Below are 15,177 nucleotides of genomic sequence, written 5' to 3'. Positions count from 1 at the left end.
CATTATAAGTTTTATCTTTTTTAAGATCTTCATATTTATTAATTCATAACAATGAAATATATATTCTGTTTATTAATTATAATTTTTTCAGTTAATGCTTTTAGCGGTCAAAATAAAACATTAAAAATTTATGTTGAATATGCTGTAATGAAAGGTTCAATAAATACTGTTGAGTATCTTATAGCTGACGCAAACAATGCTCTTTATACAACTGAAATAGTAGAGATAACTAATAATGAAATTATAAAAAAAGAAGGAGATAATCAATACTCCATTAATCCTGCAGAGATAAAAATTAATGCGATGAAGTATTATACAAAATCGGATTCGCCAACTATGTATTTTGTTAGTCAACCTAAAAATATACAGAATACCATTGTAGCTATCGATAGTTTGCCTGATATATCTTGGAAATTAAATACTAATGAATCTAAAATATTAAATACTTTTAAGTGTTATAAAGCTGAAGGGACATTTAGAGGTTCTGAAATTATAGCCTACTATACACCTGAAATTCCAATAGTCTTCGGTCCCTTTAAATTTAAAGGACTTCCTGGACTCATAATGGAAGTTTACAATGATGATAATGGATTACAATACCATTGGAAGGCAAGCAAAATTATTATTCCATTCAAACAAGATATTGATTTGAAGTTTTTATCAGAATCATATAACTCACCAATTGTAACTTATAGAAGCATTGTAGAAAAATTTGAAAACAAATTGAAACAGATGGATCAAACAATGAAAACCAGGGTTTCAAGAGGAGGTTCCATAAAATTGAATAATACTGAAAGAGTCAGCATAGAAAAAATTTATGAATGGGAAAAAGAAACAAAAGAAGATTAAATTTCGGTAAAACATTATAAGCTTTATCTTTTTTAAGATTTTCATATTTATTAACGTTATAAAATTACGAAATAGATATTTACTTTATTAATAACTATTTCACTAAAAAATAATATTATGATTGGAATTAAACAGTATTTTTTTTGTTTATTTTTCTTAAAAGTTCTTGTAATCTACTCGCAAACAATCGAAATAAACTACGAGCAAAGTTTTCAAAACTCATCTATCAATTTGTATAAAAAATATGACCTTGTTTTGACCGACTCATTATCAATCTATATTGAACGGGAAAGCAAATCTGGAAATAAAAATGAGGGGAACGTATATAATCAAAAAACTTACAATTTAGAATTAGGGAATAAAATGAATTCTAATGTTTACGTTAATAAAAGAGATGGATTTTATTTTTTAGAAACTTTTTTTGGACAAGCATTAGAAATCAAGGAAGATGTTTTTAAAAACAATTGGCAAATGATTGATAGTACAAAATACATTGCTAATTATGAATGTAAACTTGCAACAAAAGAATTTAGAGGAAGAAAATTTTTCGTATGGTATACAAATCAAATACCAACAACTTTTGGACCTTGGAAATTAAATGGATTAGATGGTTTAATATTAGAAGCAAGAGATAGTAATAGTGAGTTCAAATTAAATGCTTTAAAAATTAAATCTATCGACGCAAGCACAGATACTTTGTATAATGCTCTTATAAATAAGATAAATTTACTTTTTGAGAATGAAAAAGAGATACTTACTATTGATGAATTGAAAGAATTTATTGATAATAAAAATCAGATCATTTTAAATAGAGTCAAACAGCAACTTCCAAGAGGTGTGTCAACTCCAAAACTTAGTTCTAATTGTGAAGAATGTAATGATTCTCTTGAAAAATATTAGATTAATAATTGTTTTTGTTTATTCATCTATATGTTTTGGCCAAGTAAATATATCTGGTTCTGTTAGTGATTCTCTAAACCCTATTTCCTCAGCAACTGTTATTCTAAAAGATAGCTTATCAAAATCCATAATAGCTTACACATACACAGATGATGAGGGTATTTATCAATTAAAAACAAATAAGACTGGGAGATTCTATTTAGTAGTTTCTTCACTTGGTTATGAGGCTAAAACCGTTCCATTGGTTCTGAATTCAGAACAAAAGAACCTTAAAATTGATGTGGTTTTAAAAGAGAAACCTATGGATTTAGATGAAGTCATTATACAGGCCGAGTCCCCAATTTCTATAAGTAATGATACTATAAATTTTAAAACCAAATATTTCACTGATGGTACCGAGCAGACAGTAGAAGATTTATTACGAAGGATACCAGGTTTACAAATAGATAGCGAAGGCACGATAAAGGTGGGGAATCAAGAAATTGAAAAATTGATGGTGGATGGGGATGACCTTTTTGAGAAAGGTTATAAAATTCTGTCTAAAAATATGCCTGCTTATCCCATCGAGGAAGTTGAAGTTTTAAAGAACTACTCAAATAACCGACTGTTAAAAGGGGTGGAAGAAAGTAATAAAGTGGCTCTAAACTTAAAACTGGATGAGAAATCCAAACGCATTTGGTTTGGTAATATAGAAACCAGTATTGGTAATGACAGTTTTTATCAATTGAAGGGCAATTTGATGAACTTTGGTAAAAAGAATAAATACTATTTTCTAACAAATCTCAATAGCATAGGATACAATGCCACAGGTGATATCCAAGATTTAATACGTCCTTTTAGAATAAATGAGCCGGCTAGTATTGGTGACGGTCAAAGTGTAAATACACTTTTAAGTTTATCACCACCTCAGCTAAATTTTAAAAAAAGCAGGACCAATTTCAATAATGCTGAATTGGTTTCACTCAACGCGATTTTTAACCCAACTGAAAAACTAAAAATAAAAACACTTGGGTTTTTCAATTGGGACGAAACCGACTTTTTTAGGAATTCTACTGATTTTGTAGACGTGAGTGGAGCTAGTTTTACCAATACTGAAGATTATCAGCTTCAAAATAAAAAGAGAATTGCTTTCGGAAAACTTGATTTTATCTACAATTTTTCAAAAACTAAAATGCTTGAAGCCACTACCAAATATAATAATGGAGATTTTGATGATGTCTCCAATCTTGTTTTTAATGGAAACTCTACACTAGAGAACCTTCAACATCAAAACACGCTTTTTGACCAAAAAATAAGTTACAGCACTAAGTTTGATGACAAAAAAGTATTCTTGTTGACTGGGCGGTTTATCGACGAAGAATCACCACAAAGTTACAGCTTCAATGAGTTCTTTTATGATGATTTATTTCCTGCTTCCGATAATGCAAATAATGTTTCGCAGCAGAGTAACAGCCAGATGAAATTTGCAGGTATTAATGCACATTTACTTGACAGAAGAGATAAGGGTAATTTATTAGAATTGCAGCTGGGTAATGAGTTTAGGGAAGATAAGTTATTTACGACATTTTCAGTGTTGGAAGACAATTCTATAATCGATCAACCCACAGGCTATCAAAATCAAACCAAATACCAAGTGAATGATTTGTACTTCAAAAGTAAATACCTCTTCAAAATCAAGGATTTTGGTTTTACAGCCAAATTGGACGCACATCAACTTTTCAATCGGTTAGAAAATAACAATTTATCAGATCATCAAAGTCCATTTTTTATCAATCCGAGTTTAGGTATGGATTGGAAAATAAATGGTAAAAACAAGTTGATGACTTCATATTCTTATACTACTACTAATGCTGGAGTGTTGGATGTGTTTGATGATTTTGTAATGACAGGCTTTCGTTCGTTCACTAAAGGAACAGGCGATTTCAATCAACTTGATGCGTCAAGTCTTGTGTTCAATTATCAATTGGGTAACTGGAGCGACCGTTTTTTTGCAAATACATTTATCATATATAATAAAAACCACGATTTCTTTTCAACCAACACACAACTTCAACAAAACTTTGCTCAATCTGAAAAAATACTGATCAAAGACCGTGAGTTTATAAGTATTAATTCAGATTTAGATTTTTATTTTAAGTCCATCTCATCAAACTTGAAGCTGGATTTAGGGTATACCAAAAGTGAATTTAAGAACATTGTAAACAGCACTGGTTTAAGAGAGGTCACCTCAAACAATTACAATTATGGATTAGAATTGCGTTCGGGATTCCGAGGTGCTTTTAATTATCATGTGGGAACAAAATGGACGACGAGCCAGATTAAAACCACCATAGATAATTCATTTACGAATAATGTGAGTTTTTTAGATTTATCGGTTGTGTTCAACGATAAGTTTGATGTTCAAATGCAATCCGAACTTTATTATTTTGGAAATTTGGAAACCGATAATACCTATTATTTTTTAGATTTTGATGCGCGTTATAAATTGATTGAAAACAAATTAACTTTAGGACTCTCAGGAAAAAACCTCTTCAATACGGAACGGTTTAGAAGTTTTTCAATCAGTGATATAGGTTTCTCAACAACTGAATATAGACTTTTACCAAGGTTTGTTTTATTGAAAATGGAATATAGATTTTGATTTATATTCATCTCTATTTTATAAAAATTAATTTTGAAGATTCAGCCTGGGGATTTGAGTTAAACGCCACTAACTTGTTTGATATTGAATTTAAAAGGCAGAATTCTGTTAATGAATTCATAGTCTCGGACTGAAGACTATTTATTCAGCCTAGGATTGTGATGTGTAAGGTGATTTATAAACTGTAACGGATATGTTGAAAATCTTTTAAATTCTATTGTTAATAACACATAGCCCACGGTTTAAACCGTGGGCTATGTTGTGGTAAGGAATAAAGCAGAGCTTAAGCGATTTTTATAAATATTCTTTATCAAACCACCAATAATTCTACACCTTCTGTGAGGTCGTCACAATCTCAGAACAATTGATTTCTGTGATGTAGCGTTTTTCACCGTCTTTGGTTTCGTAGGAGCGGGGAGCGAGTTTCCCTTTTAATAGAACCTCTTGTCCTTTTTTGACATAGGTTTCTATAAAGCTAGCGGTCTTGCCCCAGGCGATGATATTATGCCAGTAGGTGTTAGTGACTTTCTCGCCGCTAGTGTCGTGATAATACTCGTTGGTAGCGATGGAGAATTTAACGAGTTTCTTCCCAGAGTCAAGGTTGACAACTTCTGGATCTTGGCTTGATACCAATTCTACATCAAAATAAACCAAATAAACTGCCCTTTTATCCTTTTTACTTCCACATAAAATGAAGCCATAGCCAATGCTATGCCTTAATTTTATGTATCGTTAAAAGAAAAAAATCATCAGTTTCTTTATGGATCATTTTAAAACAGAATTGGTATTGTGGCCCATTAACTGTACTGAATTTTTTAAAGTACTCATAACTATAAAATTAAATGGTTTTTTAAAATGGCTTAGTCTCTCTAAACCAAATCGATGGTGTTTCCTATCGACAGGGCAAAGATGAGAGCACGAGTTGCTTTTAATTGACAGTTATCCAGTACTTCCTTTTACTTGCGTTTACAAACGGTTGTAGCCGTTTACAAACGCTTTAAGGCTTTTAAAATCTGTTAGTATGTTGAGTTCTTAGACCTTATTTTTCATTGAAAAACTAAGATTTAAGGCTTAAAAATAGAAAAAATAACCCAAAATGTATAAATATAAAAAATTTAACATATTTGCATCCCAGCAATAACAAGGCCTCCGAGAGATATAATTGGAAATTACGGTTTAACCGTAACAAGTGTACGGTCAAACCGTAATTCAAATGTTTTTATGTCACTTACATTTGTAGAAACAAAAACACAAACATTAATTTTAAAACTTAGAGTTATGAAAAAGATTATCGGAATTTTCACAATGGTATGCTTATTTTTCTTTGCAGGATGTTCACCAGAAGCGTTTAGCGACGATCAATACGAAGGAGAAACTCCAGAAGAGATTTTTGGAAATGGTGGAGAAAATAGAGTTTATAGAGCAGAAAACACCCACGAAGATCCAGATGATTTATAAATTTTAATTTTAGTAGTTTAGACAAGATTTTAGAAGAGTTTTAATGAAGCAGTCGATTGTTTATCTTGTCGTATTAATTTTTATATATGGTTGTCAATCCCCTTCAAGTAAAAGCTCTGATGTTGATCCTCAATTAAGGGATTCTATTTTGACTTATTTAAGTAAGTTTGATAATAATAGTAATAAAGAAGCAAGCTTAAATAAGACATTTCAGTTTGTTCAACAAATAAAAAATGATAGCTTACAAATTAAATATCTAGTTGCGCTCGATTTTCGAGCTTTAAATTCTAATTCAAAACTATTTTATGAAATAAATAATTTGGCTAGAGAAAAAGCTATCAAATATAAAGATACTACTCGATTAGCTAAATTTTATTGGAATCTTGGTGATAGTTATTTAAATGAAAATAAAACTGATTTTGCTTATTACGCATTTAATCAAGCCGGATTCCTTTACAACCAAAAAAATGATTTAGAGAATTATGCTCAAATGCTCTATAATTTAGCACTAATTCAAGGTCAAGCTAAAGATTTTACTGGGACGGAAGTGAATCTGATTAAGGTTGTTGAGGTTTCCAAACAAATAAAATCATTTAAACTTCTTTACAGAGCATATAGTCTTTTAGGTGTAACTAATTATAATCTCAGAAATTTTGACGTTGCTTTAAATTATCATAATAATGCTTTGCAAGCTTTTGGTAAAGTAGAAGATCAAGACTTATACAGAGCAGCGACCTTTAATAATATAGGTAATGTTTACGAAAAGCAAAAAAACTTTGAGCTTGCTATCAAAAACTATCGAAAGACCTTAGCCACCAAAAACCTTTACGAAAGAGATCCTTATCTTTACGCAATGGCTTTAGACAATCTGGCCTTTAATAGATTGGAAACTGGAGAAACTCAAAATGTGCTTCCCGATATGCAAAGGGCTTTAGATATAAGGCAAAATATTAAACATCTCGCTGGTATTTCTATTAGTCAGATTCACATCGCTGAATACTATCAATTTATAGGAAACACCACAAAAGCTGTGGAATTTGCTTTTTCAGCAAATTCCACAGCACAAAGCAATAACAACAATAGAGACCTCTTAGCCTCTTGGCAACTCTTAGCAGACTTGCAACCCAATACTAGTTACTCCTTTACCACTTCCTATATCGATCTTAGCGATAGTCTTCAAGTCGAAGAGAGAAAAGTGCGTAATAAATTTGAACGTATCCGTTTTGAAACGGAAGAGGTCCAGCAACGTGCAGAAATGCTCGAAGAAGAACGTACCATCATTTTTCTTATTACCTCTCTCATCATTATCTTAGGAAGTTCAGTCTTTATATTTTACGTTCAGCGATCCAAAAACAGAGCTCTTGAGCTTGAACGTGATCAAAAAGTGGCGGATGAAAAAATATACGAACTTCTTCTTCTTCAGAGTGCAAGAAAAGATGAGGGTAAACGAGAAGAACGGGATCGCATCGCTAGAGAACTTCACGATAATATCCTTACTGAGCTCTATGCCAACCGGATGAATCTAATGTTCTACAAATATAAAACGGGGATGAAAGGTGATGCAAAGTTTGGTCAACTCACCGATAATTTGATGGATGTAGAACGCCAGATCAGGAGCTTATCTCACGAATTATCCAACACCTATTTTGATGAGCATAAAGAATTTGGAGATCTTATTCAAGATCTCATTCAAAAGCAACAGCTAGAGAGAAGCCATCAGCTTACAATAGATGATTCTGTGAACTGGTCCTTGATAGCTTCGGTAGTAAAAATGCATACTTACCGCATCCTTCAGGAGGCCACCATGAATATTCAAAAACACGCCGAAGCCAGTTTTGTCTTTATCAAATTCAGCTTAAATGAATCTGCAAAGGAAATTGAACTCATCATTAAAGATGACGGCAAAGGCTTCAATAATCAAAAAAAACCGGGCATTGGATTAAAGAATATAAAATCTAGAGTCGACGAAGTCCACGGTAAAATAAGTATTGATTCCAAGCTTGGTACTGGAACTAAAATTAGTATTTTTATTCCCCTGAAATAAAACTTATGCCTAAGTATAATGTCCTTCTTGTTGACGATCATCCAATGATAATTGCAGGTTTTGAACAAGCCTTAGAAATCATAAAGGAGCATGATGACACACTAAAATTCTCTAAAGATTCAGCCTTAAATTGTACTGATGCCGCCAAAAAAATTTTAAACGAAGATAAAAAATATGATCTTATCTGTCTAGATCTTTCCCTGCCTGCGAGCAAGGACGGCAAGTATAACTCTGGAGAGGACTTGGCCAAACTCGCCAAGAAAAGTCAGCCACAAGCCAAACTTTTAATCTGTACCATGTTGGAAAACAACTATAAGGTATTAAATGTTCTGCGACGGATAGACCCCAATGGATTTCTTGTCAAGTCGGATACCAACCCAGATATCCTAATTGCTGCTATAGAAAGTTTACTCAAGGGGCAAACTTACCATAGTACTACCGTCCAAAAAATGATGAAAAAGACCATTGAGTTTTCTCACAATATCGATGAGGAAGACCTAAGGATTCTTTATTTAATTTCTAAAGGTATTCTTACCAAAAATATTCCTGATCACATGGATCTTTCCTTAAGCACAATTGAAAAGCGAAAGAAGCAGATGAAATTTTTCTTTGATATTCCCAACACCAACGATAAAATATTGGTAGAAAAGGCAAAAGAAAAAGGATTCTTGTAATAATACCAAATTAAACCTATAATGTCGTAATAAATCGTTTTACCGATACGAATTCGGCACAGGCTTTTTTCGCCTGCTTTTTATCAAAAATAATTACCGTAACTAAGGCTATGCTAATTATTTTTTACTTCAATCAATCAAAAAACTTGTGCTGAGCTACGTCGTAGTATAATTCAATTTATGTATACGACATTATAAATTTAATTTGGTATAAGAATCCTTTTTCAGTTCAACTTGTATATTTTTTTATTCACTTAATAATTTCGAAATCTCATCTAGTTTTGGCGTCAACACCACTTCAATTCGGCGGTTTTTAGCTTTCCCCTCTTCCGATGAGTTAGGAGCTAGGGGTGCAAACTCACCCTTACCCGCTGCAGTCAGATTTTGAGGATTGATATTTCCATTTTTCAACAGCAGTTTCAAAACTTCGGTAGCGCGCTTGGTCGATAGGTCCCAGTTATCTGTTAAAGGGCCATTTCCTCCGTAAGGTACATTATCGGTATGGCCTTCTATTAAGACAGCTATATCAGGATTATCCGCCAGGACTTTGCCAAGTTCCTTTACGGCTTTTTGTCCTTCGCCTCCAACGTTCCAGCTTCCTGAAGCGAACAGGAGTTTGTTTTCCATAGACACATATACTTTACCATCTCGAAGCTCGACGCTTAAGCCTTGTCCTTCAAAATTGGTTAATGCTCGGGATAAATTTTCTTTTAGCGATATCATCTTTTGCTCTTTATCTGCAATGAGAGATTGTAATTCTTCTATCCGGTTGGATCTCGCTTTCAAATCCTTCTGAAGTTGTTCTAGGCGGTTTTGTTCTTTGGCGAGAGCACTTTCCTTTAGCTCTAGTTGTTCTAGAAGTTCTCTATTTTGTTTAGAATTTGCGGCAAGGGCTTGTGAGCTGTTTTGTTCTAAAGCATCGTAAGAATCGTTCAGCTTTTCTAAAGTGCTTTTACTCGCTTGCAAGTCTTTAGTAAGGTCGTCGCGTTGAGATTTTAAAACCTCAATTCTATCTTTGGAATAGGTGAGTTCATCTTCCAAGGCTGTTTTTTCAGAATTGCATTCATCCAGCTTTCGGTTAAGCTGAGTATTGACTCTTTGTAAGCTGCCAAATTCATCTTCTAGCTCTAAGAATTTCTTTTGGCTAACGCAGCCCACAAGGTTTAATACCATAAACCCGATTAAGACATATTTGATTGTTTTCATAGTATAGCTATTTTAATTAAAAACGAGAGTTTACTTAGTTTATTTCAATTCGAGTAGGACGGGGCAGTGGTCGCTATGCTTAGCGTCGGGTAAAATCACAGACCTAGACACGCGGTCTTCTATTTCTTGAGCTACCAAGAGATAATCTAGCCTCCACCCTTTATTATTTTGTCGAGCATTGGCCCTATAACTCCACCAAGAATACTGTACAACATCTTCGTTTAATTTTCGGAAGGAATCCACAAAGCCAGACTCCTCTAGGAATTTAGATAACCACTCACGCTCTTCTGGTAAAAAACCAGAAACCGTTTTTAATCTTACGGGGTCGTGAATATCTATGGCCTTATGGCAAATATTGTAGTCTCCACAAATGACTAGGTGAGGGACTTCTTTTTTTAAATCTTCGATATAAACTTTAAAATCATCCATGTAGGTAAACTTATAGTTCAGCCTAGCATCGTTGGTACCTGAAGGAAGATAGAGACTCATTACGGAGACGTCTTCAAAATCGACCCTTAAGTTTCGCCCTTCTCTATCCATATAGTCCACTCCCGTTCCATATTCGATGTGCTTTGGTTCAGATTTACAGAGGATACCAACGCTGCTGTAGCCCTTTTTTTCTGCGGAATACCAGTAGCAATAGCTGTAGCCAATATCTTCAAAAATACTATCATCTATCTGTTCTGGTTGTGCTTTGGTTTCCTGAAAACACACCACATCTGCATCTGCAGCTTTTAACCAATCTATCAATCCTTTTTTGAGAGCGGCTCTTATGCCATTGACGTTATATGAAATAATTTTCATTCCTTCTTTTTGCTCAAAAATACACAAACCTCTACAACTTAGTTTGAGGGTTTTAAAATTTTAATTTCCCATTGAGCGCTTAAGCTTACCGCTGCCGAGTTTATTCTCGAGGCCTGCCTCTAAAATTTAAATCTTTTTTAGAACTTTTATTTTGCGAACTCTCACAAAGGTCTTTGATTTTCTAAAAGTTATTATAAATTTAAGAGAACGCAAACATTTGATTGTTAGGCTTATAGCCTTTTAATTGTTAATAATTTGAAGATAATTTTGCGATTGTTTTTACAATATAAATATGTGTTTTATATTTGTATCAGGATGAAGTTTTTTCATAATAGATTGGTTAGTTAAGAAAAGCCTTGAGCACTCGCTCAAGGCTTTTCTGTTTTAAGTCATAAAAAAAAGCTTCCCATTAGAAAGCTTTTTAAAAGAGTTCAAGTCTTATTAGTTGAATTTTATCAAATAGGTGTTCTTTTTGCCTTTATTGATCAAAACATATTTACCGTTGATCAAATCTTTTTCTGTAAGCGTATAATCCAATCCTACTTTTGACTTATTCACGGATATAGAATTTTCTTTCAAGGCTCTTCTTGCTTCACCATTTGAGTTTAAAAATTCAGTTTCTGCGGAAAGTGCAGCAATCATGTCAAATTTAGTATTTAAAATCTCTTTGCTTAATTCTTTAAGCGGAACCCCTTCGAAGACATCCAGAAATGTAGCCTCATCCAGCTTGGCTAAGTCTTCTTCAGTGCTTTTTCCAAATAGGACTTGAGAAGCTTCTTTTGCTTTGTCTAAAGCCTTTTTAGAGTGGACTGAAGCTGTGATTTCATCTGCCAGCCTACTTTGTAGTTGCCTTAGATGTGGCTGTTCTTTATGAATATTTACCAAGTCTGAAATCTCGTTTTGAGAAAGGAAGGTGAAAATCTTTATAAATTTTTCTGCGTCCTCATCACTCGTATTGATCCAATACTGGTAAAATTTATAAGGCGATGTTTTGTCAGGATCTAACCAAATATTTCCTGTTGCTGTTTTACCAAATTTGGTGCCATCAGCTTTGGTAATCAGTGGGCAGGTCAATGCAAAGCCTTTACCTTGGTCGATGCGGCGAATCAATTCTGTGCCTGTTGTAATATTACCCCATTGATCGCTTCCTCCCATTTGCAAGGTACACTCTTGGGTTCTATAGAGGTGCAAGAAATCGTAACCTTGAACAAGCTGATAAGTGAATTCTGTAAAGCTCATTCCTTCTTTAGACTCTGAAGACAAGCGTTTTTTTACAGAATCTTTGGACATCATATAGTTTACTGTAACATGCTTACCTACATCTCTAATAAAATCTAAGAAAGAGAAATCCTTCATCCAATCGTAGTTATTCACTAGGATAGCAGAATTATCTTCTTTAGCATTGAACTCTAAGAATTTAGATAATTGTGCTTTTAAGGCATTTTGGTTATGTCTTAATGTAGCTTCATCTAAAAGATTTCGTTCTTGAGACTTTCCAGAAGGATCTCCAATCATACCAGTAGCACCGCCTACCAAAGCTACAGGCTTGTGTCCTGCGAGTTGAAAATGCCTCAGCATCATTACGCTTACCAAATGGCCAATATGAAGGGAATCTGCAGTTGGATCTATCCCTACATAAGCCGCTCTTGGTGCTTCATTAAGGTGGTCTTGAGTCCCTGGCATAATATCGTGGATCATCCCTCTCCAAGTTACTTCTTCTATAAAATCGTTTTTCATGGTCTGTATTGATTTAGGGCAAAGATATTATAATGAAAAAGGTTTCAACTTTCGAAATTTGTATATTTACCAAATGAATTTACTTTCTGGAGCTACAGGTCTTGTTGGAGCACATCTTCTTGCTCAACTTATTTTGAATAAAGAACAAACTAGGGCTTTATACAGAACCAAAGAGAAACAGGATCAGGCCATTTCTACTATTTTGAAATACGGTATTACTCCACTAGAAGTAGATCAATTTGTCGAGTGGTTTCAAGGGGATATTTTAGATATACCCAGGCTTGAAGAGGCTTTCTTAGATGTAACTCATGTGTATCATTGTGCCGGATTGATTAGCAATAGTCCATCTGAGTATAAAAGGATGCGAAAAATAAATATTGAAGGCACCTCTAATATGGTGAATTTGGCTATAGATTTTTCTATTTTGAAGTTTTGTCACGTGAGTTCTATCTCAACTTTAGGAAAAACCCTGGGTGATGAGTTTGTTACAGAAGAGACTGTTTTAACGGAAGATTTGAAACATTCGACATACGAAATAAGTAAATATGGTGCAGAAATGGAAGTATGGAGAGGGTCTCAAGAAGGTCTCGACGTTGTGATTGTAAATCCTGGTATTATATTGGGAGATGGATTTTATGAGTCGGGGAGTGGGCTTCTGCTTTTCAAGATTAAAAATGGACTTAAGTTTTATCCTCAAAAAATCACTGGTTTTGTGAGTGTGTATGATGTGTGTAAAGCGATGCATCAACTTATGAAAAGCTCTATTATCAACGAACGTTTTATATTGGTTGCCGAAAATTTAAAATTTGAAAAGGTCATCGATGAATTTTCCAGATTATATAAGGTCTCACCTCCAAAACTAGCTCTAAAACCCTGGATGTTATATTTGGCCTGGTGCTTTGAAATCCTAAGGTCTTTTTTGACTTCATATAAGCGAAAATTGACCTTAGATGCTATTCCGAATTTGTTTAAAAATTCCTTTTACTCTTCAGAAAAAATAAAGTCTAAGTTAAATTTTGAGTTTGAAGCGTTTACTGACTATGCCTCGAAGATTTCAAAAAGGTCTTAATCAGTTTTCGCTTTGCATTTTAAGTATCTTTTTTGGAGATAAAGTGTCCAGTTTGGCAATAGAATCTTGCTCTATTCTCTTCAGCTTCTTCAAACTATCCATTTCCTTTGCGCGATCAACGTAGAGTTTATCTAATCGTTCAAGACTGTCTTTTACTGCTTCATAAATTTCAAGGTTGTCATCAAAGTTGATGTTGTAATACTCAATATTCAATTTGATTTGGGTACTATCCACTTTATATTTATTGGAGAGAAACTCCAGCATATCCAAACTCATATCTTCAAATTTCTTTTCATTAACTCCATAAGCAGCATCTAGGAGAACCATGTCATAAATAAGGCCTTTCATTTCAGATTTGTTCAAAAGTTTATCAGGTTTTTCGACCTCATCAATTTTTTGACAACCTAGTAATGAAAGAATACAAATGGATACTAAATATAGAGTGTATTTCATTTATCTATTAAATTCTAGGCGTTGACCGAACTTGCCCTCATTAAATTTGAAATTCTCATAGACCAAGTGGCCATTTACAAAGGTATGGGTTACCCTGGACTTGAAGGTTGTCCCTTCAAAAGGAGACCACCCACATTTATAAAACATATTACTAGAGTTAACTGTCCAAGGTGCTTTTAAGTCTAAGAGGACTAAATCTGCTTTGTAGCCTTCTTTTATAAAACCGCGTTGGTCTACATCAAATAAGATGGCTGGATTATGGCACATCTTCTCTACAATTTTTTCCAAGCTCAATTTTCCTCGATGGTAAAACTCTAGCATGGCTGGCAAAGCGTGTTGCACAAGCGGGCCTCCGCTTGGTGCTTTGGTATAGACATTATTTTTTTCAGCCTTGGTGTGTGGAGCATGGTCTGTTGCGACTACATCTATCAAGTTCTTGTTTAGCCCTATTAAGAGTTGCTCTTTGTCTTTTTCTGTTTTTACAGCTGGATTCCATTTAATAAGGGTTCCTTTTTTCTCATAATCTGTATCGTCAAACCAGAGGTGATGAATGCAAACTTCGGCAGTAATCTTTTTCTTTTTAAGCGGAAGCTTACTGGAAAATAATTTTAATTCTTTGGCGGTTGATAGGTGAAAGACATGTAATCTCGCGCCTGTTTTTTTGGCCAAAGCAACAGCTTTAGACGAAGATAAATAGCAGGCTTCTTCGCTTCGAATGGCTGGATGATATTTTATAGGGATGTCTTCGCCGTAGGTTTCTAGATAAGCGTCCAGGTTTCTTTTTACAGTGTCTTCATCTTCACAATGCGTAGCAATGATAAGGGGTGAATGTTTGAAGATTTGCTCAAGGACCTTTTCGTTATCTACCAGCATATTACCAGTTGAAGAGCCTAAAAACAACTTTAAGGCCGCTGTAGTTTTAGGGTTTATTTTTTTGATCTCCTCCAAGTTATCGTTAGTACCACCAAACATAAAGGAATAGTTAGCGTAAGAATTTTCTTTAGCGATACTAAATTTCTCTTCTAGCTTCTCTATGGTAGTGGTCTGCGGATTGGTATTGGGCATTTCGAAATAGGAGGTGATGCCTCCAGAAATAGCCGCTTTGGATCCTGTGAGTATGGTTTCTTTATGGGTTAATCCAGGCTCTCTAAAGTGAACTTGATCGTCTATAACACCCGGAATAAGATGTTTTCCACCGGCATCAATAATTTTGATATTACTCGATTTCGCACTTATCGACGAAGAGACCTCTACTATCCAATCGTCTTTGATATGTACGTCGCCCTCAAAGGTTTTACCCTCATTGACGATTTTAGCATTTTTGATTAGATATTCTCTCATA

At 34.1% G+C, this 15,177-nt stretch carries 13 protein-coding genes; 7 read left to right on the top strand and 6 right to left on the bottom strand.

What is annotated here, in order from left to right:
- Positions 1-51: 51 nt before the first annotated feature.
- The 3 genes from PGOND44_RS07860 to PGOND44_RS07850 all read left to right on the top strand — a co-directional run bounded on the left by PGOND44_RS07860 (position 52) and on the right by PGOND44_RS07850 (position 4,390).
- Positions 52-849 carry a GLPGLI family protein gene (locus PGOND44_RS07860; protein WP_040555915.1) on the top strand — a complete coding sequence of 266 codons (798 nt, stop codon included), beginning with the start codon at positions 52-54 and terminating at the stop codon, positions 847-849.
- A gap of 117 nt (positions 850-966) precedes the next feature.
- Positions 967-1,749 (top strand): GLPGLI family protein, encoded by a 783-nt coding sequence (locus tag PGOND44_RS14975; protein ID WP_003439539.1) that lies wholly within the window; start codon positions 967-969, stop codon positions 1,747-1,749.
- Complete coding sequence (locus PGOND44_RS07850) at positions 1,727-4,390, top strand: carboxypeptidase-like regulatory domain-containing protein (protein WP_003439537.1); 2,664 nt, start codon at positions 1,727-1,729, stop codon at positions 4,388-4,390. Before PGOND44_RS14975 ends, PGOND44_RS07850 begins: the two co-directional genes overlap by 23 nt.
- 327 nt (positions 4,391-4,717) lie before the next feature.
- Here PGOND44_RS07850 and PGOND44_RS07845 read toward each other — a convergent pair whose 3' ends face one another.
- Entirely contained in the window at positions 4,718-5,044 is a 327-nt protein-coding gene (locus PGOND44_RS07845) for a single-stranded DNA-binding protein (protein ID WP_003439534.1), read from the bottom strand.
- Positions 5,045-5,668: 624 nt separating this feature from the next.
- Between PGOND44_RS07845 and PGOND44_RS07840 the strand changes: the two genes are divergently transcribed.
- The 3 genes from PGOND44_RS07840 to PGOND44_RS07830 are packed head-to-tail and all read left to right on the top strand — an operon-like array spanning position 5,669 to position 8,566.
- Entirely contained in the window at positions 5,669-5,848 is a 180-nt protein-coding gene (locus tag PGOND44_RS07840; RefSeq protein ID WP_003439532.1) for a hypothetical protein, read from the top strand.
- Between the two features lie 43 nt (positions 5,849-5,891).
- Positions 5,892-7,892: a tetratricopeptide repeat-containing sensor histidine kinase gene (locus tag PGOND44_RS07835; RefSeq protein ID WP_003439529.1), complete on the top strand. Its 2,001-nt coding sequence runs from the start codon at positions 5,892-5,894 to the stop codon at positions 7,890-7,892.
- A 5-nt stretch (positions 7,893-7,897) separates the two neighbouring features.
- Positions 7,898-8,566 (top strand): response regulator, encoded by a 669-nt coding sequence (locus PGOND44_RS07830; RefSeq protein WP_003439527.1) that lies wholly within the window; start codon positions 7,898-7,900, stop codon positions 8,564-8,566.
- 246 nt (positions 8,567-8,812) lie between these two features.
- Here PGOND44_RS07830 and PGOND44_RS07825 read toward each other — a convergent pair whose 3' ends face one another.
- The 3 genes from PGOND44_RS07825 to tyrS all read right to left on the bottom strand — a co-directional run bounded on the left by PGOND44_RS07825 (position 8,813) and on the right by tyrS (position 12,313).
- Positions 8,813-9,772, bottom strand: coding sequence for an OmpA/MotB family protein (locus tag PGOND44_RS07825; RefSeq protein ID WP_003439525.1), 960 nt, complete (start codon positions 9,770-9,772; stop codon positions 8,813-8,815).
- Between the two features lie 39 nt (positions 9,773-9,811).
- Entirely contained in the window at positions 9,812-10,576 is a 765-nt protein-coding gene (locus tag PGOND44_RS07820; RefSeq protein WP_003439522.1) for an exodeoxyribonuclease III, read from the bottom strand.
- A 441-nt stretch (positions 10,577-11,017) separates the two neighbouring features.
- The gene (tyrS, locus tag PGOND44_RS07815) at positions 11,018-12,313 is read right to left on the bottom strand and encodes a tyrosine--tRNA ligase (RefSeq protein ID WP_003439520.1); all 1,296 of its coding nucleotides are present in this window, start codon (positions 12,311-12,313) and stop codon (positions 11,018-11,020) included.
- Between tyrS and PGOND44_RS07810 the strand changes: the two genes are divergently transcribed.
- Positions 12,312-13,382, top strand: coding sequence for an SDR family oxidoreductase (locus PGOND44_RS07810; RefSeq protein WP_003439517.1), 1,071 nt, complete (start codon positions 12,312-12,314; stop codon positions 13,380-13,382). The two genes, tyrS and PGOND44_RS07810, sit on opposite strands and share 2 nt — an antisense overlap.
- Here the strand turns inward: PGOND44_RS07810 and PGOND44_RS07805 are convergent, their stop codons facing one another.
- Positions 13,383-13,835 (bottom strand): DUF4296 domain-containing protein, encoded by a 453-nt coding sequence (locus tag PGOND44_RS07805; RefSeq protein ID WP_003439514.1) that lies wholly within the window; start codon positions 13,833-13,835, stop codon positions 13,383-13,385.
- Positions 13,836-15,176: a dihydroorotase gene (locus PGOND44_RS07800; RefSeq protein ID WP_003439505.1), complete on the bottom strand. Its 1,341-nt coding sequence runs from the start codon at positions 15,174-15,176 to the stop codon at positions 13,836-13,838.
- Position 15,177 lies beyond the last annotated feature (1 nt).

This window comes from Psychroflexus gondwanensis ACAM 44, assembly GCF_000355905.1.
GTDB classification, from domain to species: domain Bacteria; phylum Bacteroidota; class Bacteroidia; order Flavobacteriales; family Flavobacteriaceae; genus Psychroflexus; species Psychroflexus gondwanensis.
This window is presented reverse-complemented; position numbering and strand designations above follow the sequence as displayed.